This window comes from Azospirillum brasilense, from assembly GCF_003349955.1.
In the GTDB taxonomy this organism is placed as follows: Bacteria; Pseudomonadota; Alphaproteobacteria; order Azospirillales; family Azospirillaceae; genus Azospirillum; species Azospirillum brasilense_B.
Window position 1 is genome coordinate 1 of the sequence record NZ_QLKQ01000096.1, and the last position, 22,289, is coordinate 22,289.

Consider the following 22,289-nt stretch of genomic DNA (forward strand, 5'->3'; position numbering starts at 1 on the left):
CCGTCTGCGTCTGGCCCCGGCCTGTCCGATGACCAGACCCTACGCCCCGCCGCCCATCCCCGCTGTGGCCTGCGCCACACTGTGGGACAGCTTTTCCAAAAGGCCGTTTTTCCCGCCCATACCGTTGAGGTGCGGGGGATTTCCTGTACGATCCCCCGACGCCTTTTCCGGCACCCGCCCCTGTTCCGCGCGGGGCCACCACAACGATGCGAGACGGCGCAATGCTTCAGACACCCGACCGGCTGGACCCGGAGGTCGTGATCTTCGATTTCGACGGCGTCATCATCGACTCCGTGCCCACCAAGAACGGCGGCTTCGCCATCCTCTACGGCATCGACGATGCGGAGACGGAGGAGCGGATGCGCCAGACGATCTGGCGCAACGGCGGCCTCAGCCGTTTCAAGATGCTGGCGATCCTGGAGCGGGAGATGTTCGGGCGCGACCCCGGCCCGGCGGAGATCGACGATCTGGCCCGCCGCTACGCCGAGATCGTCGATCCGCGCGTTCCCGACTGCGCGCTGATCGCCGGTGCGGAGACGGCGCTGGACCGGCTGGACGGCACGCCCTGCCACCTCGTCTCGGGCACGCCGCACGAGGTGCTGATGGGCACGGTGCGCGCCAAGGGGCTGGAGCGGCATTTCCGCAGCATCACCGGCTCCCCCAACGTGAAGGCGGAGGTCTTCGCGCGCATCGTCGCCGAGGGCGGCCACGACCCGGCGCGGTCGCTCGCCATCGGTGATTCCCTGACCGAACTGGAGGCCGCCCGCAAGGCCGGCACGGGCTTCGTCGGTGTGGTGTCGGAGGGGCTGCCGAACCCATTCCCGCCCGACGTGACGGTGGTCGGCGACCTGCATGGGCTTGCCCGGCTGCTCTGAGCGGAGGCGTTGCGGAAAACGGTCGCATCGGGGTATTGTTTATGGGGCCAACAATCCATAAATGATTATGGCATCCTATGACGAAAGGGAGGTCAGTATGCCCGTGCCGAAAGAGGCTGCCGAAGCCGCCCGTGACCGTTATCTGGCGATCCTCAGCGGGTTCCCCGGTATGACCCGCGCCGAAGTCACGAAGCTGTCCGACGACTACGCCATCGCGGTCAATTTCGCGTCGGGCATCCCCGACGATCTTCCCAAGGATCTCGACGGCGTGCCGGTGATCGCACGCACCCAGTGACGCTCCGCCGCAGCAACGCCCGGCCATTGACGCGCAAACGCGACGCCCGGTCCAGACCATGGACCGGGCGTTTCGCATTTTCGGGACTTACGCCGGGTTGGACGGGGTGGTGGCGTCGGCGCGCTCGGCCGGCCCCTTGTTCATCGCCATCGCCATCATCTGGCTCGCCTGCGCGGTGCAGGTCGCGGCCAGCGTGCGCACCGTCTGGCCGCCTTCGACGAGAAGCCGGCTGAGCATCGGGCCGGGCGCCTCGAAGGTGCCGATGAAGACCCGCTCCTCCTCCCCCTTGCCGGCGAAGCCGCGCTTGAACAGATGGACGCCGGGGTTGGCCTGGGCGTTGACGCCGTGCAGGTCGTAGCGCTTCCCGCCGTTGGCCTTCACCCACTGCATCGCCTTCCAATGGACGAGGAAGGCGGCGTTCAGCGGCAGTCCGGCCTCCGCGGTGGCGGAATTCTGCATCAGCGCCGTGTCGCCGAGCAGCGACACCACCACGCCGGCCACCGGCTCGCCGTTGTGGGAGGCCATCACGGCGTGCATCTTCATGCCGTCGGGCAGGGCGCGGTGGACCTTCGTCAGGGTGCGGCTGTCGAAGGCGCGGAAGCCCTTACGGCGCTGCGTCTGGATGAACAGGTCGTCGATGGCGTCGAGAATCTCCGGCGCGGAGCCCTCGACGATCTCCAGCCCGGCCCCCTCGGCCTTGGCGAGGCCGCGCCGCCAGTGGCGGGACAGGTCCTTGTGGATCGTCGCCTCGTCGCGGGTCAGGTCCATGATGAAGGTGCGGTAGGGGGCCTTGGCGTCGCTGTGCCGCATCCCCAGCGCCTCCATGGCGGACAGCGCGCGGGCGCCCTCCCCTGCCCCGTCCTCGACGCGTGGCAGGGCGCGCAGGAACAGCCCGCGCCGGACGCTGTACTCGGCCTTCATCGCCTCCATGATCGCCAGAAAGTCGGCCGGATCGGCCGGGCGGCCCTTGGGGCGCCACAGCGGTCCCCACATGACCAGCGCGATGCCGCCGATGCCCGGCACCCGGCGGACGAGAAGCTGCGCCGCGGCGACCGGCTGACCATTCCGGCGCAGCACGATGTGGCTGAGGTCGCGGCCGGAATGGGCGATGCGCCCGAAATCCCAGGTCTGGAAGATGTTGGCGTCGTCGAATCCGTTCATGACGGTGTACCAGCCGCCGCGGTCCATACGGTCGATTTCGACAGCCGGTGAAGCGTCCAGGCAATCGCCCCCAAATGCGTCGGTGTGAATCTGGCGTTTCCCCAGCGAAGTCACGTCGAGCCTCTCGCGTGGTTGGTCGAATGGGCGCAATCGGGGCGGACATGGAACCTCGCCCGTCCCGCTTCCCTGGCCGGAGGCCAGAGCCGTCGCATCGTCGAAGGTCGAAGCTCCGCGGAAAGTTTTAGACAATTCACGCGCGGCCTACGGTCTTTGCGATCGTCCACAAACAATAGGAGACGCACGGGAAAATCACACAAACCCTGATGGGTTCGCGCAAAATCCCACTGGATTATTCTCTGTGGCTAAGCGCTTTTTCTGGGGATTGTATGGGCTACGCCCGTATCGACGGTTACACTGCGGCGCAATACGCCCAATTCGGCGCTGATTGAATGGAAATCCGTGCTTCGGCGTTCAGAACATCGTCAACTGAATGATGCCGTCGGCGCGGGCATGGCGTTCCGCCGCGTTGGTGGCGGCGTCCTGGGCGCCTTCCTGCGAGTGGGCGCTTCCGACGGCGATGCGCTCCCCGGCCACCGACACGGTCCAGGTCCAGCGTCCATCGGTCCGCCACGACACGGCCAGTTCGCAGCCATGCGCCTGACACACCAGTTGCCGCACCGACCAGTTCGCCGCCATTCGCGCAACCCCACAACCCGGGTGCCGCCGCCGGCCCCGCATGCCTCAGTTATGCACCGGAGAGGCCGTGCTCCGCCAGTGCCGGCTGCTCCGGATCGCGGGTAGACACCCATTGCAGGGGTTGGGACGACTTGATAGCTTCCCAGACGACTCCGGCACAATGGGGCGACGAGGGGGCAATGACCGGCGACGATTTGAAGCTGCTGCGCGAGAGGCGCGGCCTCACCCAGACGCAGATGGCCGCGTTCGTGAACGAACTGACCGGCCGCCGCTACGACAAGCAGCGGCTCAGCAAGTGGGAGACGGGGCGCGAGCCCCTGCCCCGCGACGTGCTGGGCCGGTTGCTGCTGCTGTCGCTGGAACAGCCGGCGACCGAGGCGCCGCGCGCCGGCACGACCATCGCCATCGGTCTGCAAAAGGGCGGCACCGCCAAGACGGCGACTTCGATCAACGTCGCCTTCATGCTGGCCCGGTCGGGCAACCGCGTGCTGCTGGTGGATGCCGATCCGCAGGGCAACGCCACGGTCCATGTCGGCGTGCCGCAGACCGACGTGGTGGCGCTGACGGAGCAGGGCAGGGTGCTCTACCACGCGCTGATGGGCAAGGCGAAGCTGGCCGACGTCATCCGCCCGACCAGTGTGGAAGGGCTGGACGTCGTGCCGTCGAGCATCGCGCTCGCCAGCGCCGACACCGAGCTGCCCGGCAACCTGACCAACGCGCAGACCGCCATGGCGGAGATGCTGGACGCGGTGCGGGGCGACTATGATTTCATCCTGATCGACTGCGCGCCGAACCTGGGGGCGGTCACCATCAACGCGCTGACCGCGGCGGACTATGTGCTGATCCCCTGTCAAGCGGAGCCGCACGCCATCCTGGGCGTGAACGCCTTCCTCGACACCGTGACGAAGATCCAGCGGCGGCTGAACCCGAACCTGCGGATTCTCGGCGTGCTGCCGACCATGCTCAATCCCCGCCAGACCCAGGACCGCTCCTCGCTGGAGGACATCGGCCGGCTGTGGGGCGAGGATTACCGGGTCTTCCCGCCGGTGCCGCGCGCGACGATCTACGCGCAGGCCGCCGGAGCCAACGTCATCACGCTGGACGCCGACATCGGCGCGCCGGGCGTGGAAAGCTACGCCGCCATCGCCGGTGCCCTTCTGAAGGCCACCGGACGCATCCGGGAGTCGTCCGATGCCGCCTAAGAAGCTGACCCGCCAAACCGCCGCCACGGTGCTGCAAGCGAAGAACACCGCCCCCGCCCTGGAGACCGACCGGCTGTTCGGGCTGACCGGCGCCCTGCCCCGGCTGATCGAGGCCGACGTCGCCGCCATCCGCACCGACCCCAACCAGCCGCGCACCGTCTTCGACGAGACCGCGCTCGCCTCGCTCGCCGCCTCCATCGAGCGGCACGGGCTGCAGCAGCCGGTGCTGGTGCAGGAGACGGCGGAGAAGGGCGTCTACCGCCTCGTGGCCGGCGAGCGCCGCCTGCGCGCCCACCAGATGCTCGGCCGCCCGACCATCGCCGCCATCATCACCAAGGGCAAGGCGGAGGAGATCGCGCTGATCGAGAACGTCCAGCGCGTGGACCTGGACGCCATCGATCTGGCCCGCGGCCTGACCCAGCTCATCGACAGCCACGGCTACGCCCAGGCGGAGGTCGCCGCGGTGCTCGGCTGCTCGGAGGCCGAGGTGTCGAAGCGGCTGAAGGTGCTGGACCTGCCCACCGACATCCTCCGCGAGTACCGGGAGAACCCCGACGCGGTGTCCCGCTCGGCCCTGGTCGAGCTGGCCTTCGTCGGCGATGAAGGGGAGGTGAGGCGGCTGTGGCAGTCGGCGCGCACCGGCGGGCTGACGGTGCAGTCGGTGCGCGCGGCGCGGGCGTCCAAGGCCCCGGGCTCGGTGGAGCCGATGCGCGTGCTCGGCCGCTCGATCAACCGCATCGAAAAGGAGCTGAAGGCCATCGACGCGGTCAGCACCGCGATGCAGAAGGAGCACCGGGAGCTGCTGCGGGACCTGCGGATGCGCATCGACGATCTGCTGGGGGAGTGACCGCTTTCGAAATCGAAAGCGTCTTTAGGTTGTGGCATTTTCAAAAATTAACAACCTATAAGGGCTTTCGAAGTCGAAACGTGAAATGCGCTACGGCATCAATTTTGGACAGTCTTGCCCCCACTCCAACCCTCCCCCGCTGCGCAGGGGAGGGGGCAAAAAAATTCCCTCCCCTGCGAAGCGGGGGAGGGTCAGGGTGGGGGAAAAGCCCCTGCAACTCATCTCAAAAAAACGCCGCGCGGACGGCGCGGCGCCTCGCCTTAGACGGCCTGCTGCGGGCGCATGTCCGACGGGGCGATGCCGGCGATCGCCACCGGCTTCTTCATGGCGTCGCGGCGGAAGGGCTCGCCCAGCTCCTGGTTCAGGATCACTTCGACGAAGGTGGTGATGCCACGGCCCTGGTCCTCGATGGCTTGGCGCAGGGCGGCGGTCACCTCCTCCTGGGTGCGCGCGGTGACGCCCTTCAGGCCGCAACCCTCGGCCACCTTGGCGTAGCTGAGCTTGGGGTTCAGCTCCGTGCCGACGAAGTTGTTGTCGTACCACAGCGTCGTGTTGCGCTTCTCCGCGCCCCACTGGAAGTTCCGGAAGATCACCATGGTGACCGCGGGCCATCCCTCGCGCCCGATGGAGGACATCTCGTTCATCGAGATGCCGAAGGCGCCGTCACCGGCGAAGCCGACCACCGGCGTGTTGGGGCTGCCGATCTTCGCACCGACGATGGACGGGAAGCCGTAGCCGCAGGGGCCGAACATGCCCGGCGCCAGATACTTCCGCCCCTCCTCGAAGGTGGGGTAGGCGTTGCCGATGGCGCAGTTGTTGCCGATGTCGGTGGAGAGGATGGCGTCGGCGGGCAGAGCGGCCTGGATCGCCCGCCACGCCTGACGGGGCGACATGCGGTCGGACTCACGCTCGCGCGCCTCGGCGTTCCAGCTCGTTCCGGGATCGTCCTCCTCGTGGTCGAGCGAGGACAGGAGCTGAAGCCACGCCGACTTGGTCTGGTGGATCAAGGCGCGGCGCTCCAGCCGGCCCGTGTCCCCGGCGCCGGGGGCGAGTTGCGCCAGGATCTGCTGCGCGACTTGGCGGGCGTCGCCGCAGATGCCGACCGAGACCTTCTTGGTCAGGCCGATGCGGTCGGGGTTGATGTCCACCTGGATGATCCGCGCGCCCTTCGGCCAGTAGTCGATGCCGTAGCCGGGCAGGGTGGAGAAGGGGTTGAGCCGCGTGCCGAGCGCCAGCACGACGTCGGCCTTGGCGATCAGCTCCATCGCCGCCTTGGACCCATTGTAGCCGAGCGGCCCGACCGACAGCGGGTGGCTGCCGGGGAAGGCGTCGTTGTGCTGGTAGCCGCAGCAGACCGGCGCGTCCAGCCGTTCCGCCAGCGCGATGCTGTCCGGAATGGCCCCGCCGATCACCACCCCGGCGCCGTTCAGGATGACCGGGAATTTCGCCTCCGACAGCAGGCGGGCCGCCTCGGCGATGGCCTGCCGCCCGCCGGCCGGGCGTTCCAGCCGGACGATCTGCGGCAGCTCGACGTCGATGACCTGGGTCCAGAAATCGCGCGGCACGTTGATCTGCGCCGGAGCGCAGCCACGCCACGCCTTTTCGATGACGCGGTTCAGCACCTCGGCCATGCGGCTGGGGTCGCGCACCTCCTCCTGGTAGCAGACCATGTCCTTGAACATGGCCATCTGCTCGACCTCCTGGAAACCGCCCTGGCCGATGGTCTTGTTGGCGGCCTGCGGCGTCACCAGCAGCATCGGCGTGTGGTTCCAGTAGGCCGTCTTGATGGAGGTGATGAAGCCGGTCACGCCGGGGCCGTTCTGGGCGATGGCCATGGCCATCTCGCCGGTGACGCGGCTGTAGCCGTCGCAGATCAGCGCGGCGTTGGTCTCGTGCGCGCAGTCCCAGAACCGGATGCCGGCCTTGGGGAAGAGGTCGGAGACCGGCATCATGGCCGAACCGATGATCCCGAAGGCGTGCCGGATGCCGTGCATCTGAAGGACCTTCACGAACGCTTCCTCGGTGGTCATTTTCATGGTGCGCATCCTCGTTGCATGGATTGGGGGGGTAGGGCGGGGCGGCGGTCAGCCGGCGATCACGCGCGGCATGGCCCGCTCGCCGGGGCCGGGACAAATGGCCGGCCGGTGCACGGCGATCAGGGGGGCGTAGCCGTCGTCCCCCTCCGGCATCGGCATGCTGAACCAGCGGTAATGGCGCCCGCTCCAGACGAGCAGCCCTTGGCTGAGACCGTGGCCGTCCACCGCGAAGCGGTCGATCAGGCGTCCGGCGAGGCCGGCGGACAGCGGCTCGTAGACGACGCCGGAGCCGGAGCGGAAGCCCACGCGGGGGCAGGAGGGCGAGCCGCAGATGTAGAGGCTCCGGGCGTCCATCGCCTTGGCACGGGTCATCAGGAAGGCCAGGGCGGAGCCGTGATCGGTGTGGTCTTGCGGCATCTCTGTTCCTTTCCTGTGGCGGGTGGTCGAGGCGGCGGGCTCAGGCTTCCCCGGCGCCGTAGAAGAGGGTCACGGTGTGCTTCGCCTCGGCGAAGAAGAGCCAGCGCTCGGCGATCACCCCCAGGGCGGCGGCGGCGGCGGCCAGCAGCGCCAGCGTGCCGGAGAGGGCGCCGGGGCCGACGACCAGAGCGCCGAGGCTCAGCGCCGCCGGCAGGGCGAAGGCGGCGAGGCGGGTGATGAGGCGCAGGCGGACGGCGTGGCGGCGCCCGACGCGGAAACCCATTTCCTTGAGCAGGTAGTTGTCCTCGCTGTGCGGGGCGTCGAGCAGGCGGACCCGCCCGATGTGACCCAGCCCGGTCGCCGTCTCCGCCGTGCTGACGGCGCGGGCGGTGGCGCAGTGCCGCCAGTGCCCCTCCTTGGCCGCCCAGGCCAGCGCCACCGAAGCCAGAGCCAGCAGGGAGGACCAAGCCGACGCCTGACCGACCACGCCGAGCAGCGCGTTCAGCAGCAGCGCTCCGGTCATCAGCGACAGCGCCAGATATGTGCGCGGCACCCACGGGTTGGCCCACTGGCGGATCGGCTTCAGCGAGGCGTAGATCATCGCCGTGCAATAGACGGTGACCGCCGCCATCGCCGCGGTGATCCAGCCGGCGACGCCCGCCACACCGCCCCCCAGAAAGAGCCACGCGATGGCGAAGACGCCCGCCGGCAGAAAGGTGGCGACCGCCGCAACGCCTTCGCGCGACAGCCAGGAGCTGCGCCATTGCGACAGCGCCCGCCACGCCCGCTCCGGACGGCCGAGATGGGCCAGCGAGGACAGCAGCCCGGCCACCACCAGCCCCAGGGCGAGGGCGAGGGCGGCGAGGCCGAACAGCGGGCTCGCCGGCAGCAGGCCGAAGGGGGCCAGCAGGCCGAGCAGGGCGAGCAGGCCGTAGCCGGCGCCCGCGGCGCTGGTGAAGAAGATGATGGAGAAGGCCGGATGCATGGAAACCCTCCCTCAGCGCGCCAGGATGCGGTCGGCCCATTTCAGCAGGCCGTGGAGCGGCAGATCGTCGTTGGCGCTGTCCCTGGTGACGCGCTCGTCGAGCGCCAGGGCGGGGCGGGGCCGGGGCGGCAGATACTTGTTGGTCGGCTCGTAACCCAGCTCCGGCATCAGGTCGTAGCCGCCGCGCTCCGCCACCAGCTTGGAGACGGCGGAGGACGGATCGGCGAGGTCGCCGAAATGACGGGCGGAGGTCGGGCAGACCATGACGCAGGCCGGCACCCGCTCCGATTCCGCCAGCGTCTCGTTGTGGATGCGGTCGATGCACAGCGTGCATTTCTTCATCACGCCGACGTCCTGGTCGAACTCCCGCGCGCCGTAGGGGCAGGCCCAGGAGCACAGCTTGCAGCCGATGCACAGATCCTCGTTGACCAGCACGATGCCGTCCTCGGCCCGCTTGTAGGAGGCGCCGGTCGGGCAGACGGTCACGCAGGCCGGCTGTTCGCAATGCAGGCAGGAGCGCGGGAAGTTGGTCGTGCGCGACCCGCAGCCGCCCTGTTCGGTCCCGGCCTCGAAGCTGTGGATGCGGTTGAACCATACCCCGTCCGGACCGGAACCGTAGGCGTCGGTGTCGGTCAGCGGCGCCATGTGGCCGCCGTCGTTCCACTGCTTGCAAGCCACCGCGCAGGCGTGGCAGCCGACGCAGGTGTCGAGGTCGATGACCAGCCCCAGCCGGGAGGCGCCGGGTTCGCGGTTGGGAAGGCTCGTCATGACCGTACTCCCCGAGATGTGGGCCGGAAGACGGCGCCGGTGCGCAGAATGGCGGGCGGCGGCTCGACCCCTGGCGGCATGGCCTGGGCGGGGAAGCGCGGCATCGTCTCGGCCCGCTCCTTCGGCGGGGCCTTCTCTACGCGGACGCGCAGGTCGTACCAGGCGGCCTGTCCGGTCACCGGGTCGGCGTTGGAATGGCGGTAGCCGTTGCGCTCCGGCAGCAGCTCCGAGATCAGGTGGTTGAGCAGGAAGCCCTTGGTCCCTTCCGGTGCGTCGGTGGACAGGTTCCAGGCGCCGGAGCGCTTGCCGATGGCGTTCCAGGTCCACACCGTCCCGGCCTCCACCCCATCCATCAGACGGACCGGCACCCGGATGCGCCCGGTCGGGCTGGTCACCCAGGCCCAGTCCCCGTCGGCGAGCCCAAGTTGCTCCGCGGTGGAGCGCGCGATGTAGAGGCTGTTGCGCGCCAGGATCTGCCGCAGCCAGGCGTTCTGCGATCCCCAGGAATGGTACATGGGCATCGGGCGCTGGGTGACGGCGTGCAGCGGGAAGGCGCCTTCGTCCAGCCCCTCCTCCTCCAGCGGCGGGTACCAGAAGGGCAGGGGGTCGAAGTAGGTCTCCACCCTTTGCCGCTTGTCGGCGGGCGGCACCACCGCGCCGTGCCCGCGCGCGGCGAGGCGGAATTTCTGGAGCGGCTCGACGTAGAGCTGGAGGATCACCGGCTCCGGCTTGTCGAGGAAGCCCATGCGGGTGGCGGTCTCCAGATAGGCCTGGTTGGCGTGCTTGAAATAGTGCTGCTCCGGCGGCAGCTCGAAGTGCCAGAAGCAGCCGTTGCGGACGTAGCGGTCGAGCTGGTCCGGGTTGGGCGCGCCCTTGCCGGCCTCCTTCCCGTCGGCGCCGCGCCAGCCGGCCAGCGGGCCGATGCCGGGCTTGCGCTCGTGGTTGGTCATGTAGTCGGGATAGCCGCCGGGGTAGCGCGGGCTGCCGTCCTCCCGCACGAAGGCGGGCAGGCCGAGCCGGGCGCCCAGCTCGATCAGCACGTCCTGGAAGGGCCGCACGTCGCGGTCGGGGGTCAGCACCGGCTGGCGGATGGAATCGCCGGGGCCGTGCGCGCTGCCGATCGGGCGGTCGAGCAGGGAGATGCAGTCCCACCGCTCCAGATAGGTGGTGTCGGCCAGCACGAGATCGGCGTAGGCCACCATCTCCGAGGCGTAGGCGTCGCAATAGACGATGAAGGGGATGCGGTGCTCGCCGGTGTCGGGGTCCTTGTCGGACAGCATCCGCATCGTCTCGGACGTGTTCATCGACGAGTTCCAGGCCATGTTGGCCATGTACATGAACAGCGTGTCGACGCGGTACGGGTCGCCTTCCCAGGCGTTGGCGACCACCATGTGCATCAGCCCGTGCACCGACAGCGGCGCGTCCCAGCTGAAGGCCTTGTCGATGCGCAACGGCTCCCCGTCCTCGCCGACCAGCAGGTCCTCCGGCCCCATGGGGTAGCCGAGCGGCATCCCATGGATGGCCTTGCCGGGGCCGGTCTCGCCGCGCTTGCCGGCGGGCTTGGGGCCCGGCGGGGCGGGGCGGGGGTAGGGCGACTTGTAGCGCCAGCCGCCCGGCACGTCGATGGTGCCCAGCAGGATTTGCAGGATGTGGATGGCCCGGCAGGTGTGGAAGCCGTTGGAATGGGCGGAGATGCCACGCATGGCGTGCATGGCGATGGGCCGCCCGACCATCCGCTCGTGCCGCCGCCCGGCCCAGTCGGTCCAGGGCTGCTCGATGGTCAGCGTCTCCTGGAAGGCGAGGTGGGCCATCTCGGCGGCGATGCGGCGGATGGTGTCGGCGGGAACGCCGCAGCGCTCGGCCACCGCCTCCGGGGCGTGTTGCGGGTCGAGGTAGCGCTCGGCCAGCAGATGGAAGGAGGGCACGGCCCGCCGCCCGTCCGGCAGGGTGACGGCGCCGACCAGCGCCGGGCGGATGCCGGCCTGCGTGGCGGGAACGGCGCGCTGCTCCACCGCGTCCCAGGCCAGCGGGGCGCCGTCGGCGTCGCGGGCGAACAGGCCGTCGTCGGGAGCGCCGGGGTCCTGGATGACCAGCCAAGGGGCGTTGGTGTAGCGGACCAGATACTCGGCGTCGATGCGGTCGGCGCGCAGAAGCTCGTGGATCAGGGCGAAGACGAACAGACCGTCGCTGCCCGGACGGATGCCGACCCATTCGTCGGCGATGGCGGAATAGCCGGTCTTGATCGGGTTGACAGAGACGATCTTGGCGCCGCGCGCCTTCATCTTCGACAGGCCGATCTTGATCGGGTTGCTGTCATGGTCCTCGGCGACGCCGAACAGCAGCAGGTAGCGGGTGTGGTCCCAGTCCGGCTCCCCGAACTCCCAGAAGCTGCCGCCCAGCGTGTACATGCCCGCCGCGGCCATGTTGACGGAGCAGAAACCGCCGTGTGCCGCGAAGTTGGGCGTGCCGAACTGCGCCGCCCAGAAGCCGGTCAGCGACTGGCTCTGGTCGCGCCCGGTGAAGAAGGCGAGCTTGCTGGGGTCGCTGTCGCGGATCTTGGACAGGCGCTCGGTCAGGATGGTCAGCGCCTCGTCCCACTCGATCTCGCGGAATTCGCCGGTGCCGCGCTCCCCGGTGCGCAGCAGGGGCTTGCGCAGCTTGGCCGGGGAGTTCTGGGTCATGATGCCGGCGGACCCCTTGGCGCAGATCACGCCGTGGTTCACCGGATGGTCCTTGTTCCCCTCGATGAAGCGGAGCTGGCCGTCCTTGATGTGCACTTTGATGCCGCAGCGGCAGGCGCACATGTAGCAGGTGGTGTATTTGACCGTATCGGAGACGGTCGGCGAGGGGTTCAGTTCCTCGCGCGGCGACTGGTAGCGGTCGAGCCAGCCGCGCGCGTCCTCGGGCGCCGCCGGCCCGCTCCTTCGCTGGAAGCCCTGGGTGAAGGCGAACCCGCGCGCACGCTGGCCGCCGACGTCGTCGATCTTCGCCATCCTGATCCGTTCCCTTCCGGAATGCCTCCCCCGTTCTCTCCCGGCGGAGGGCCGGGAGAGGGGGCGGTGCCGCCGTACCGTTCTTCAAAAAGGTGGCTGTGCGGTCAGTCTGCGAGCCGCTGCGCACCCGACCGTTTCGCGGCCTCGGCCATCAGCGCGTCGAGGGCCGCCGGCAGGTCGCCGGGCACGTCCACCACGACCGCCCCGGCGCGTTCCAGCGCGCCGCGCTTGGAGGCGTAGCTGCCGCGGTCGCCGGTCACGATGGCCCCGGCGTGGCCCATCTTCTTGCCCGGCGGGGAGGCACGGCCGGCGATGAAGGAGACGACGGGTTTGTCCGTCTTCGCCACCAGCTCCGCCGCCTCCTCCTCCATGCTGCCGCCGATCTCGCCGACGAGCGCGATGGCGTCGGTGCCCGGATCGTCGATCAGGGCGGCCAGCGCGTCCTTGGTCGTCGTGCCGATCATCGGGTCGCCGCCGATGCCGAGGAAGGCCGACTGCCCATGGCCGCCGCGCACGAGGTTCAGGCAGACCAGCGTGCCCAGGCTGCCGCTGCGCGAGATGACGCCGACCCGGCCCGGCTGGAAGACGCGCGGGTTGAAGGCCGGCATGATGCCGACGAAGCCCTCGCCCGGCGTGACGATGCCGGCGGTGTTCGGCCCGATGATGCGGGTGCCGTGCTCCGCCGCCGCGGCGTGCATCTCCATCACGTCGTGCGACGGGATGTGCTCGGTCAGGCAGACGACGATCTTCGCCCCCGCCTCGATGGCGTCGATGGCGGCGGCCCTGGCGGCGGCGGGCGGGATGAACATCACCGACACGTCGAAGCCGCCGTTCGCCATCGCCTCCTTCGCGGTGGCGAAGATGGGCACGCCGCAATGGTTCTGCCCGGCCTTCTTGGGGTTCACGCCGCCGACCACGCTGGTGCCGTAGGCCTGCATCTGTTCGGTCCAGAAGGTGCCCTGCTTGCCGGTGATGCCCTGCACCAGGACCCGGTCGCTCTTGCGTACGATCATCGCGCGGCCTCCACGGCTGCCGAGATGGCGTCTTCCATCCGGTCGTAGGGTTCGATCCCCAGCTCCTCCCGCACCATGCGCACGGCTTCGTCCTCGCCGGTGCCGTGGATGGAGAAGAAGACGGGGATGGTGGGGTTCAGCGTCTTCCAGGCCTGGATCACCCCGCCCGCCATCACGTCGGTGCGGGCGAAGGCGCCGCAGAAATTGACGACGAGGCTTTTGACGCCGGGGTTGGACAGCACGAGGTCCAGCGCCTCCGTCCCCTTGGTGTAGGCTTCGCCGCCGATCTCCAGGAAGTTGGACGGACGCCCGCCGGCGTGGCTGACCACGTCCATGGTCGTCATGGTCAGCCCGGCGCCGTTCGCCAGGACGCCGACGTTGCCCTCCAGCTCGATGTATTTGAGGTCGAGCGCCCGCCCGCGCTCCTCCAGCGCCGACAGCGGTTCCTTTGCGCCCAGCCCGGCGATGTCGGTCTGCCGGTAGAGGGCGGCATCGTCCACCGTCAGCTTGCAGTCCAGCGGCACGACGCGGCCGTCGGCGAGCAAGGCCAGCGGGTTGATCTCCAGCAGCTCGGCGTCGTGCTGGCGGTAGACGCGGTAGAGATCGACCAGCATCGCCGCCACCGGCACCGCGGCCTCGCCGAGGTCCAGCCCCAGCAGCAGGCGGCGCGCGTCCGCCGGGCCGAAGCCCTTGCGGATGTCCACCGCCATGCGGCGCAGGGATTCGGGGCGGGTTGCCGCGACCTCCTCGATGTCCATGCCGCCCTCGGTGGAGAACAGCACGAGCGGGCTGCGGCTGGCCGGGTCGTTCAGCACCGCGGCGTAGAATTCGCGGGCGATGGCCGCCTGCTCCTCGACCAGCACGCGGGCGACCGGGAAGCCGCCGATCTCCATGCCCAGGATGGCCTGCGCGGATGCTGCGGCCGCCTCCGGCGTGGCGGCCAGCTTGACGCCGCCCGACTTGCCGCGCTTGCCCGTGGGCACCTGCGCCTTGACCACCACCGGCCCAATGGCGCGGGCGGCGGCTTCGGCCTCCTGCGCGCTGGCGCAGAGGCGGCCCTGCGGGACGCTCACTCCGGCGCGGGAGAGCACGGATTTTCCGGCATGTTCCTCGAAGTTCATCGTCGCCTCCGTCAGCGTCCGTGGCGGGACCAGAAGGGGCCGAACAGGGCCTCTTCGCTCGGCTTGTCCTCCGGGATCGGGCGGACGAGGTGGGTGATGTTGACGAAGTGCTTCCAGCTCAGGTTCTCGGAGATGGAGTTCTTCTGCCAGCTCCCGCAGCCCATGGAGAGGGTGAAGTTCAGCCCGCTGTCGAAGCCCCCGCCGTTGCCGAAGGTGTGAGCGAAGTTAACCAGCACGCGCACCACGTCCAACTCGTCGGCCAGCCGCTTCGCGTGCGCCTCGTCCCGCGTGTGGATGCCGCAGGAATGGCCGCGCCCCTGGTGGTCGAGGATTCGGCGGACCTGATCGACCGCCGCGTCGAAGTCCGGCACCCGGTAGACGGCCAGCGCCAACGACAGCTTCTCGCCGGAGAAGGGGTGCGCCTTGCCGACGCCGGTCTCCTCCACCAGGAAGAAGCGGGCCTCGCGCGCCTTGGGCGCCAGCTCGAACGCCTCGGCCAGGATGGCGGCGTCCTTGGCGATCAGCTTGCGGTTCAGCTTGCCGTTCTCCCATAGGCGGGCCTGAACGCGCTCCCGCTCCTCCGCGGTGCAGAGATAGCCGCCGGCCTCCGCCAGCGCCGCGATGGTCGCGTCGTAGACGGAGTCGAGGACGACGAGCGCGTTCTCCGACGAGCAGGAGGTGGCGTTGTCGAAGGTCTTGGAGGCGCAGATCTTGCGCGCCGCCTCGGCCAGATCGGCGCTCTCGTCCACGATGACCGGGACGTTCCCGGCCCCGACGCCGATGGCCGGTGTGCCGCTGGAATAGGCGCGGCGCACGTTGTCCTGCGAGCCGGTGACGACGACGAGGTCGACCGCCTCCATCAGCGCTTGCGTCAGGCCCTTGGTGATGGGGGTGGGGATCATCTGCACCAGATCCTCCGGCGCGCCGATGCGCGCCAGCTCGGCCCGCATCAGCTCGACCGTGCGGCCGGTGGCGGCGGAGCCCATGGGGGAGGGGGCGATGATGATGGCGTTGCGGCCCTTGACGGCCATCATCGCCTTGTTGACCGGCGTCGCCGCCGGGTTGGTGGAGGGGGTGACGGCGCCGACGACGCCCAGCGGTTTGGCGATCTTGACGATGCCCTTGGCGGTGTCCTCCTCGATCACGCCGACGGTGCGCACCCGCATCAGGTCGCGCAGCGTGCCGAAGGTCTTGCGCTGGTTCTTGACGATCTTGTCCGTGACGTTGCCGAGACCGGTGTCGGCCACCGCCAGCTCCGCCAGAGCGCGGGCGCGGCCCGGCTCGTAGATGGCCCAGGCGAGGGCGGCGACGGCGTCGTCCACCTGCTCCTGCGTCGCGTCGGCGAAGGCGCGCTGGGCGGCGCGGGCGCGGGCGACGAGGGCGGCGACGGCCTCCTGGTCGGCGCTGGCTGGCGTTCGGTCGAGCATGATGTTGTCCATGGTTGCTTGTCTCTCTCCCTGAAGGTTCGTTCGTTGGTTCGGACGGTCAGGCTTTGAGCACCCGCTGTGGCGGCTCCTTGCGGGGCGGGTTGCGGTTGGCCGGGTCACTGTGGGCCGGGTCGCCCTGGGCCGGGTCCTTCGGCGGCCGGCGGAGCAGCGGCTTGCCCGACGGCCACATCGACCAGACGAGGAAGGCGGCGGCGAGGGCCAGGATCGTGCCGCTGATCGGGCGGGTGAAGAAGACCGTCATGTTGCCGTCGTAGTTGGCGAGCGAGGTGAGGAAGTAGCGCTCGCACAGCGGCCCCAGGATCACGCCGACCACCAGCGGGGCGGGCGGGAAGCCGGTGCGCTTCATGACGTAGCCGGCGATGCCGAAGGCGAGGCAGACATAGACGTCGAACAGGTTGTTGCGCACGCCGTAGGCGCCGACGACGCTCAGCACGATGATGAAGGCGCCGAGGATGGCCGGCGGCACGCGCATCAGCGTCGAGAAGACCCGCGCCACGCCCATCGCCGCGACGATCATCAGCAGGTTGGCGATCAGCATGCTGGCGAAGATCGTGTAGACCAGCGTGGCGTTCGAGGTGAAGAGAAGCGGGCCGGGGTTCAGCCCGTGGATCAGCATGGCGGCCAGCATGATCGCCGTGGCGGCGCTGCCGGGGATGCCCAAGGTCAGCAGCGGGATCATCGCGGTGCCGGTGGTGGCGTTCTTGGCCGCCTCCGGGGCCGCCAGCCCCTCCTCGACGCCGGTGCCGAAGCGGTCGCCCTTGCCCGACGCCTGCTTCTCCACGCTGTAGGCGATGACCGATCCCACCGTGGCCCCGGCGCCGGGGATGACGCCGATGGTGCAACCGAGGCCGGTGCCGCGCAGGATGGAGGACTTGATCCGCCACAGGTCGGACAGGCCGATCTGCTTGCCGGGCTTCGTGGCGATGGAGCGCGCGCCGCCGGCCCGCTTGCAGATCAGGTCCACCACCTCGCCGATGGCGAACAGGCCGATCATCACGACGGTGAAGTTGATGCCGCTCTCCAGGTCGGGAACGCCCAGCGTCAGGCGGGGCATGCCGTACATCGGATCGACGCCGACCGTCCCGATCAGCAGGCCGAGGAACATCGAGACCGCGCTCATCAGCGGGGCGTCCTTGGCGATGGCGATGACGCTGACGAGGCCGAGGATGGTGGCCGCGAAGAACTCCGGCTGGTCGAACTTCAGCGCGAAGCTGGCGAAGGGCGGGGCGCCGAAGGTCAGCAGCAACGCGCTGGCCAGCCCGCCGAAGGCGGACGCGGTGATGGCGATGCTCAGCGCCCGCGAGGACAGGCCCTTGCGCGTCATCGGGTAGCCGTCCCAGCAGCTCGGCAGCGAGGCCGGCGTGCCGGGGATGTTGATGAGGATCGAAGAGATCGAGCCGCCGAACACGCCACCCACATAGATGCCGCCGAGGAAGGACATCGCCGTGACCGGCGGCAGCAGGTAGGTGAAGGGCAGGGCGATGGCCATGGCGTTGACGAAGGAGATGCCTGGCAGCGCGCCGGCCACCACCCCGATCATCAGGCCCGACACGAGGAGGACGAAGTTGTACGGGTCGAGGGCGCCGGCGAAGCCACCGGCCAGATTGGCGAGGATATCCATGGGACGATCCTTCCGGTGGCCGGCTCAGTAGATGCCGAGCAGGCGGTAGAGCGCGACGGTGAAGTCGTCGAAGACGCCGTGGCCGCGGTTCAGCGGCATCTGGGCGAGCAGGACGAAGACGTAGAGCAGCACGACGCAGCCGATCCCGGTGACCAGCGCCAGCGTCAGCGGACGCCGGATGCCGCCGATGACGCACCACAGCGCGACGAAGGCGAGGGTGGCGACCGGAAAGCCGAGCTGCGGCAGGGCGATGCCGTACAGGATCACCAGCCCCAGCCCGATCATGGCCCGGCCATTGGCGTAGCCTTCGTACTCCTCGTCGACCGGCTTTTGCTGGTGGACCGCGCGGCGAAGCGCCAGGAGTTCCTTGGCGATCCAGATCACAGCGCACAGCCCGACCGCGCCCAGCATCAGCCGGGGCCATCCCGTCGGCCCCACCGGGTCGGGCAGGCCGGCGATCATGGTGCTGTCGCGCACGATGTGTTGCGAGAGAAGAAGCGACCCGAGGAGCAGGGCCGCGGGCGTCGCCAGCCGGCGAAGACCGTGGGACAGGGGAGTCACGGTTCCCTCCCTGAAGAGCGATGAAACGGGTGGGGCGGGGTCGGGACCGGACTCAGCCCGGTGTCTGGCCGACGGTCTTCGTCGCGAAGCGGTCCAGATAGCCCTTCACGGTTTCATAGAAGGCCTTGACCTCCTCCTTGGCCTGGTCCGGCGTCACCAGCGTGTCGACGCAGGTGTAGGTGTCGGCGCAGAAGGTCTTCCATTCCGGGCTCGCCAGCACCTTGGCGGCGGCCTCGTGCAGCTTCTGCACGCGCTCGGGCGGCGTGCTGGCGGGCACCGCCAGCGTGCGGAAGTTCGGCAGGTCGCCGATGTCCAGACCCAGCTCCGCCGAGGCGGGCACGTTGGGGAAGGAGGGGTGGCGCTGCTTGTCGAACACGACGATGGGCCGCAGGTCGCCGGACTTCAGGAACTGGGCGACGTCGCCGGGCTCCTCGTAGATCGCGTCGGTGTGGCCGCCGATCGGCGAGGCGTAGCGTTCCGACGGGCGGGCGAAGGGGACGTTGGTCACCGGCACGCCCTGGGTCCCGAGATACTTCAGCGTGATGTCGTCCTGCGTGCCGTAGCCGGAGGTGGCGACGCGCAGCTTGCCCGGATTGGCCTTGGCGTGGTCGGCGAACTCCTCATAGGTCTTGAAGGGGCTGTTCTTCGAGACGTAGAGCATCGACGGCGAGTTCTGCATCATCGCCACATAGACGAAATTGTCCGGCTTCGCCGTTCCCAGGCCCGACGCCCAGGAGGAGACGGACAGGGCGATCAGCGTGCCGACCGTGTAGCCGTCGGCCGGGTTGGTCAGGACCCGCGTCAGGCCGGCGTTGCCCGACGCGCCGGACACGTTGACGACGGGCATGGCGACGCGGAGGTGCGGTTCGGCGAGGCGGGCGAACTGGCGCGCCATCAGGTCGGCGCCGCCGCCGGCCCCGAAGGTCGCGATGACCTCGATGGGGCGCGACGGGTAATCGTCGGCGCGCGCGGGGCCGGATGACAGGACGGGTGACAGCAGCGCGGCCACCGCCGCGGTGAGCGTCAAGGCGTTGCGGAGCATTTGCATTCCCTCCCAGGGTTTGTTTTTTTGGCGGGGTTCGTCGTTCGGGCCGTCAGGCGTGCAGGCCGGGTGCGGCGCCTCCCTTGGCTGCGGTGGTGGGGTAGGGCGCGCCCGGCGTGGCGGAGCGGCGGCGCCCGGCGACGATCTGGGCGATGGCGGCGGCGGCGATGCGGGCCGCCGGCGGGTCGGCGCGCGAGGTGAGGACGATCGGCACCGCAGCGCCCAGCACGATGCCCGCGGCGACCGCGTCCAGGAAATGCACCAGCGCCTTGAACAGGGCGTTGCCGGTCTCGATGTTCGGCACCACCAGGATGTCGGCGGCCCCGGCGCAGGGGTGGGTCAGGTTCTTGATCCGCGCCGCCTCGGCGGACACCGCGAGGTCGAGCGCCAGCGGGCCGAACACCGTAGCACCCGGCACCTCCTGCTGGCACAGGCGGGTCAGCCGGTCGGCGTCCATGCTGGAGGGCACCCGTTCGGTCACCTCCTCGGTGCAGGACAGCAGGGCCACGCGCGGGTCGTTGCCGCCGACCAGCCGCCACAGCTCCACGGCGTTGCGGATGATGTCCAGTTGGGTCGTCAGGGACGGCGCCACGTTGATCGCCGCGTCGGTGATGACCAGCTCGCGCCCTGAACCGGGCAGCGTCATGTGGAAGGCGTGGGTGAAGCGGCGCCCGGTGCGCAACCCGTTCTTTGGGTCGAGGGCCGCGAGCATCAGCGTGTCGGTGTGGATGTGCCCCTTCATCAGCGCGCCGACGTCGCCGGAGCGGGCGAGCGCCACCGCGATCCGCGCCGCCGCTGCGTCGTCGCGCGCCGGAACCACGCAGGCGCCGTGGAGCGTCCAGCCGATGCGGCGGGCGCTGTCGGCGATGGCCGCGGGATCGCCGACCAGCACCGGCTCGATGAGGCCGAGGGCGGTGGCGCGCCGCGCGCTTTCCAGCGCGACCGGTGATCCCGCGGCGACCACCGCCGTGGGAACCGGCTCCAGGGCGGCGCTGCGCGCCATCAGCCGGGTCGGGCATCCGGCGGCGGTCGTCTCAAGCGTCCTTGCCATGGCGTCCGTCTTCCTTAAGGTGAGAGGGCCGGCTCGGCCGGGGCGGCGTCGAGGCCCAGCGCGCGGGCCATGTCGCTTGCGGCGCGGTGCAGGACCGGCAGGCGCTCGGCCACCGACTCCCGCGACAGCCGGACCTTCGGCGCCTGCACGGCCAGGGCGGCGATCATCCGTCCCGCGCCGTCGCGGATCGGCACCGCCGCGCAGAAGACGCCCGGCATGTACTCCTCGTCGTCGAAGGAGTGGCCGCAGGCGGCGATGCTGTCCAATTCCGCGCGGAACAGCGCCGGGTCGCACAGCGTGGCCGCCGCCATCCGGGGCAGCGGCAGGCAATCCAGCAGGCGCCGCCGCGGCAGCTCCGGCAGGAAGGCGAGGAACAGCTTGCCCATCGCCGTGCAGTGCAGCGGCACCCGCGACCCGACGCCGAATTCCAGCCGCAGCGGCCAATTTTCCACCTCGACGCGGTCGAGATAGACGACGTCGCCACCCTCCAGCACGCCGATGTTGCAGGTCTCCCCCAGCTCCAGGCTGAGCGCCCGCAGCCGGGCGTGCGACGGCGCCTGGCCCAGGGAGCTGCGCAGCGTGTTGAGCGCCAGGGTGCGCAGCTTCGGGCCGACGGTCACCAGCCGGCCGTCGATCGGGCGGGCGAGGAAGCCGCGCTCCTCCAGCATGGCGATCAGCCGGTGCGCGGTCGGCTTCGGCAGGGCCAGCTTCTCGGCGATGTCCTTGACGGCCATCGGCTGCCCCGCCGCGGCCACCACGTCCAGCACCGCCAGGACACGGTCGGCGAGGGGCCGGCGGTCGGTGGCGTTGCCGTCGGTGGCGTTGCCGTCGGCGGCATCATCAATGGTCGGTTCGCGGGGCTCCCGCAACGGAGCGGAGCCCAGGGCGATCTTCCGCGTCATCGTTCCTCCCCGTGACTGGAAGCGTATCGCGCGGCCTGTTAGTCTCATTCAGCGATACGATTTGTATCATTAACTCACAGGACCTTGGGTCGCGCAAGCCCAAAAAGTTCGTGTACCCAATTATCCATGCATACGGGGGCATGCCCCGCCCGCATCCCGCGGCTCGAGCGATGAAACGTCCGGTTTTGAAGAACGATGGGGGTAGGGAGGTTATCCGAACTGTGCGGACAGGGCCTCGGCGCCGCGGCGCAGGACGGGCAGGACCTGCTCGACACGGTCGTGGGAGAGCCGGACCTTCGGCGCCTGCACGGCGATGGCCGCCACCGTCCGGCCCGTGGAGGACAGGATCGGCACCGCCACGCAGAACACGCCCACCACATACTCCTCGTCGTCGAGCGCGTAGCCGCGCGCGGCGATGCGCTGCAACTCGGCGGCCAGCGCGTCCGGATCGGTGAGGGTGTGGGCGGTCTGGGCGGAGAAGGGGCCGGAGGCCAGAAGGCGGCTGCGCATGGCGTCCGGCAGGGTGGCGAGGAACAGCTTGCCCATGGCCGTGCAGTGCATCGGCACGCGCGATCCCACGCCGAACTGGAGCCGTAGGGGCCAGTGCTCGACCTCGACACGGTCGAGATAGACGACGTCGCCGCCGTCGAGGACGCCGACGTTGCAGGTCTCCCCAAGCTCGGCGCTGACCGCGCGCAGAACGGAGCGGACCGGCGCGCGGGACAGCGAGGCCCGCAGGATGCCGACCGCCAGCCGCGCCGCCTCGACGCCGATGATGACGTCGCGCGTTTCCAGATCCCGCGCCAGAAGCCCCTTCTCGATCAGGCTGTTGACGAGGCGGTGGGCGGTCGGCTTGGGCAGGCCGAGCGTCGCTCCGATGGTCTTGACGGCCAGCGGACCGGAGGCCGACGCGACCAGCTCCAGGATGGCGAAGGTCCGGTCGGTGGCGGCGGCCTTCGGCTTGGCCGCGTCGTCGGTGGTGGTGGCGTCGGGAGTCGGTGTGCTGCGCGTTTTCAAGGTTCGCCTGCCCTGGCGGTTTCAGCGTCTCATTGAGTGAGACGTGACGCATATAGACCGGCCGCTTTGCGCAGGCAATAGGCAAGGGGGGCAGGGCCCCGGCGATTGCATTTGAAGTCCCCTCTCCCCTCCGGAGAGAGGGTTAGGTCCTGTCTGACGAGACTATTGACGTTGTGCTTCAGAGGGTCGTGTCCCGAGGCGTGGTGTAGGAGCCGGGGCGCTCATCTGGTCACCGGCG

At 69.7% G+C, this 22,289-nt stretch carries 20 protein-coding genes; 4 read left to right on the forward strand and 16 right to left on the reverse strand.

Annotation, left to right across the window (positions count from 1 at the left end; genetic code table 11):
• Positions 1 to 221: 221 nt before the first annotated feature.
• Together DXK32_RS28265 and DXK32_RS28270 are read left to right on the forward strand one after the other, a co-directional pair.
• Complete coding sequence (locus DXK32_RS28265; RefSeq protein ID WP_114861545.1) at positions 222 to 875, forward strand: HAD family hydrolase; 654 nt, start codon at positions 222 to 224, stop codon at positions 873 to 875.
• A gap of 97 nt (positions 876 to 972) precedes the next feature.
• Positions 973 to 1,170 carry a hypothetical protein gene (locus tag DXK32_RS28270; RefSeq protein ID WP_014200232.1) on the forward strand — a complete coding sequence of 66 codons (198 nt, stop codon included), beginning with the start codon at positions 973 to 975 and terminating at the stop codon, positions 1,168 to 1,170.
• Between the two features lie 87 nt (positions 1,171 to 1,257).
• On the opposite strand, the gene DXK32_RS28275 is transcribed toward DXK32_RS28270, so the two are convergent.
• Positions 1,258 to 2,358 (reverse strand): lipid II:glycine glycyltransferase FemX, encoded by a 1,101-nt coding sequence (locus tag DXK32_RS28275; RefSeq protein WP_247877387.1) that lies wholly within the window; start codon positions 2,356 to 2,358, stop codon positions 1,258 to 1,260.
• A 444-nt stretch (positions 2,359 to 2,802) separates the two neighbouring features.
• Positions 2,803 to 2,997, reverse strand: coding sequence for a hypothetical protein (locus DXK32_RS28280; RefSeq protein WP_247877388.1), 195 nt, complete (start codon positions 2,995 to 2,997; stop codon positions 2,803 to 2,805).
• Between the two features lie 209 nt (positions 2,998 to 3,206).
• Between DXK32_RS28280 and DXK32_RS28285 the strand changes: the two genes are divergently transcribed.
• Entirely contained in the window at positions 3,207 to 4,229 is a 1,023-nt protein-coding gene (locus DXK32_RS28285) for an AAA family ATPase (protein ID WP_114861548.1), read from the forward strand.
• Positions 4,219 to 5,076 carry a ParB/RepB/Spo0J family partition protein gene (locus tag DXK32_RS28290; protein WP_114861549.1) on the forward strand — a complete coding sequence of 286 codons (858 nt, stop codon included), beginning with the start codon at positions 4,219 to 4,221 and terminating at the stop codon, positions 5,074 to 5,076. The genes DXK32_RS28285 and DXK32_RS28290 overlap by 11 nt, the downstream gene beginning before the upstream one ends.
• Before the next feature lie 260 nt (positions 5,077 to 5,336).
• Here DXK32_RS28290 and xsc read toward each other — a convergent pair whose 3' ends face one another.
• The 14 genes from xsc to DXK32_RS28360 form a co-directional block, all read right to left on the reverse strand.
• Positions 5,337 to 7,112 carry a sulfoacetaldehyde acetyltransferase gene (gene xsc / locus DXK32_RS28295; RefSeq protein ID WP_114861562.1) on the reverse strand — a complete coding sequence of 592 codons (1,776 nt, stop codon included), beginning with the start codon at positions 7,110 to 7,112 and terminating at the stop codon, positions 5,337 to 5,339.
• A gap of 48 nt (positions 7,113 to 7,160) precedes the next feature.
• The gene (locus DXK32_RS28300; protein WP_114861550.1) at positions 7,161 to 7,529 is read right to left on the reverse strand and encodes a hypothetical protein; all 369 of its coding nucleotides are present in this window, start codon (positions 7,527 to 7,529) and stop codon (positions 7,161 to 7,163) included.
• A 40-nt stretch (positions 7,530 to 7,569) separates the two neighbouring features.
• Complete coding sequence (locus tag DXK32_RS28305; protein WP_114861551.1) at positions 7,570 to 8,514, reverse strand: dimethyl sulfoxide reductase anchor subunit family protein; 945 nt, start codon at positions 8,512 to 8,514, stop codon at positions 7,570 to 7,572.
• Positions 8,515 to 8,526: 12 nt separating this feature from the next.
• Positions 8,527 to 9,282 (reverse strand): 4Fe-4S dicluster domain-containing protein, encoded by a 756-nt coding sequence (locus tag DXK32_RS28310; RefSeq protein ID WP_114861552.1) that lies wholly within the window; start codon positions 9,280 to 9,282, stop codon positions 8,527 to 8,529.
• On the reverse strand, positions 9,279 to 12,275 hold the full coding sequence (locus DXK32_RS28315) for a molybdopterin oxidoreductase family protein (RefSeq protein ID WP_114861553.1): 2,997 nt from the start codon (positions 12,273 to 12,275) through the stop codon (positions 9,279 to 9,281). The genes DXK32_RS28310 and DXK32_RS28315 overlap by 4 nt, the downstream gene beginning before the upstream one ends.
• Positions 12,276 to 12,379: 104 nt before the next feature.
• The gene (locus DXK32_RS28320) at positions 12,380 to 13,288 is read right to left on the reverse strand and encodes a succinate--CoA ligase subunit alpha (protein ID WP_114861554.1); all 909 of its coding nucleotides are present in this window, start codon (positions 13,286 to 13,288) and stop codon (positions 12,380 to 12,382) included.
• Entirely contained in the window at positions 13,285 to 14,409 is a 1,125-nt protein-coding gene (locus DXK32_RS28325; protein WP_114861555.1) for a succinate--CoA ligase subunit beta, read from the reverse strand. The genes DXK32_RS28320 and DXK32_RS28325 overlap by 4 nt, the downstream gene beginning before the upstream one ends.
• Positions 14,410 to 14,420: 11 nt before the next feature.
• Positions 14,421 to 15,848 carry an acylating sulfoacetaldehyde dehydrogenase gene (gene sauS / locus DXK32_RS28330; RefSeq protein WP_114861556.1) on the reverse strand — a complete coding sequence of 476 codons (1,428 nt, stop codon included), beginning with the start codon at positions 15,846 to 15,848 and terminating at the stop codon, positions 14,421 to 14,423.
• A 46-nt stretch (positions 15,849 to 15,894) separates the two neighbouring features.
• The gene (locus DXK32_RS28335; RefSeq protein ID WP_247877389.1) at positions 15,895 to 17,478 is read right to left on the reverse strand and encodes a tripartite tricarboxylate transporter permease; all 1,584 of its coding nucleotides are present in this window, start codon (positions 17,476 to 17,478) and stop codon (positions 15,895 to 15,897) included.
• 24 nt (positions 17,479 to 17,502) lie between these two features.
• Positions 17,503 to 18,039 (reverse strand): tripartite tricarboxylate transporter TctB family protein, encoded by a 537-nt coding sequence (locus DXK32_RS28340; protein WP_114861557.1) that lies wholly within the window; start codon positions 18,037 to 18,039, stop codon positions 17,503 to 17,505.
• Between the two features lie 52 nt (positions 18,040 to 18,091).
• On the reverse strand, positions 18,092 to 19,081 hold the full coding sequence (locus DXK32_RS28345) for a Bug family tripartite tricarboxylate transporter substrate binding protein (RefSeq protein WP_114861558.1): 990 nt from the start codon (positions 19,079 to 19,081) through the stop codon (positions 18,092 to 18,094).
• Positions 19,082 to 19,133: 52 nt separating this feature from the next.
• Positions 19,134 to 20,132 carry a bifunctional enoyl-CoA hydratase/phosphate acetyltransferase gene (locus DXK32_RS28350; protein WP_114861559.1) on the reverse strand — a complete coding sequence of 333 codons (999 nt, stop codon included), beginning with the start codon at positions 20,130 to 20,132 and terminating at the stop codon, positions 19,134 to 19,136.
• Positions 20,133 to 20,146: 14 nt separating this feature from the next.
• Positions 20,147 to 21,034 carry an IclR family transcriptional regulator gene (locus DXK32_RS28355; protein WP_114861560.1) on the reverse strand — a complete coding sequence of 296 codons (888 nt, stop codon included), beginning with the start codon at positions 21,032 to 21,034 and terminating at the stop codon, positions 20,147 to 20,149.
• A gap of 210 nt (positions 21,035 to 21,244) precedes the next feature.
• Positions 21,245 to 22,051: an IclR family transcriptional regulator gene (locus DXK32_RS28360; protein WP_114861561.1), complete on the reverse strand. Its 807-nt coding sequence runs from the start codon at positions 22,049 to 22,051 to the stop codon at positions 21,245 to 21,247.
• Between the last annotated feature and the right edge of the window lie 238 nt (positions 22,052 to 22,289).